This window comes from Thiosulfatihalobacter marinus (genome assembly GCF_016019955.1).
In the GTDB taxonomy this organism is placed as follows: Bacteria; Pseudomonadota; Alphaproteobacteria; order Rhodobacterales; family Rhodobacteraceae; genus Shimia; species Shimia marinus_A.
Genome location: NZ_JAECRZ010000047.1, coordinates 1 through 1319, shown reverse-complemented (window position 1 = coordinate 1319; position 1319 = coordinate 1). Strand labels below are relative to the sequence as shown.

Annotated in this window: 1 protein-coding gene and 1 other annotated feature; the gene reads left to right on the top strand. The window is 60.7% G+C overall.

Annotated elements, in window-relative coordinates; translation table 11 throughout:
- Window positions 1-51 precede the first annotated feature (51 nt).
- Window positions 52-1280, top strand: a protein-coding gene (locus I3253_RS20320) for an IS3 family transposase (protein WP_197919602.1) whose coding sequence is annotated in 2 segments (ribosomal slippage) — window positions 52-349 and window positions 349-1280 — 1230 coding nt in all. Because the reading frame shifts where the segments join, the coding sequence is not laid out codon by codon here.
- Window positions 339-455, top strand: a sequence feature (AL1L pseudoknot). (Overlaps the previous gene by 117 nt.)
- Window positions 1281-1319: the final 39 nt, after the last annotated feature.

The window sequence follows — 1319 nt, the reverse complement described above, 5'->3', positions numbered from 1 at the left end:
TGAACCGCTCCGGGTTTTCCGGAGGCTCCAAATCAAGGAAGGATTGGAGCCATGGAAAAGGACAACAGAGCGAACCGCTATTCACCTGATACACGCGCGAGAGCGGTGCGAATGGTGCTCGAGAATCAAGGAAGTTACGAAAGCCAGTCTGCGGCGATCAAGGCGATTGCGCCGAAGATCGGCTGTGGTCGGGACACGTTGCGGCGTTGGGTTCAGCAGGAGGAAACCGACGCTGGTCGCCGGGATGGCGTGACATCCGAGGAACGTGCCCGGATCAAGGAACTGGAGCGCGAGGTGCGGGAGCTTCGGCAGGCGAATGAAATCCTGAAGAAGGCATCTGCGTATTTTGCCCAGGCGGAGCTCGACCGCCCACTGAAACGATGATCGGGTTCATTGACGATCACCGGGCCGAGTATGGGGTCGAGCCGATCTGCCGGGTTCTGCCGATCGCCCCTTCGACCTTCTATGAGCATCTGGCGATTGCCCGCGATCCGGACCGTGCGTCGGATCGTGCCAAGCGTGATGAGGTTCTGCGCCGCGAGGTGCAACGCGTCTGGGATCAGAACTTCAAAGTCTACGGGGTGCGCAAGGTGTGGCATCAGATGCGCCGTGAAGGCTTTGATGTCGCCCGCTGCACGGTGGAACGGCTGATGCGGCAGCTCGGCATTCAAGGCGTTGTCCGCGGCAAGTCCCAGAAAACGACGCGACCTGACAAGGCCCTGCCATGCCCACGTGACAAGGTGAACCGGCAGTTCCGGGCATCCGCCCCGAACATGCTCTGGGTCAGCGACTTCACCTATGTCTCGACCTGGCAGGGGTTCGTCTACGTTGCCTTCGTGATCGACACCTTCGCCAACCGGATTGTTGGCTGGCGGGCATCACGATCCCCGCAGACCCAGTTCGTGCTCGATGCTTTGGAACAGGCGCTCTATGAGCGGCGACCGGCTGGTGATCTCATCCATCACAGCGACCGGGGCAGCCAGTATGTGTCGATCCGCTACACCGAGCGCCTGGCCGAAGCCGGGATCGAGCCGTCGGTCGGCAGTGTCGGCGACAGTTATGACAACGCCCTGGCGGAAACCATCATCGGCCTGTTCAAGGCCGAGGTCATTCACCGGCTGGGGCCGTGGAAAACCGCCGATGCCGTCGAATGGGAAACCCTGAAATGGGTCGACTGGTTCAACAACCGCCGCCTGCTGCAACCCATCGGAAACGTCCCGCCAGCAGAGGCCGAGGAGAAGTTCTATGAACAGTGCAACGAGTTCGTTAAAGTCGCGTGAAACGGAGTAATCAGCCTCCGGGAAAACCGGGGCGGTTCA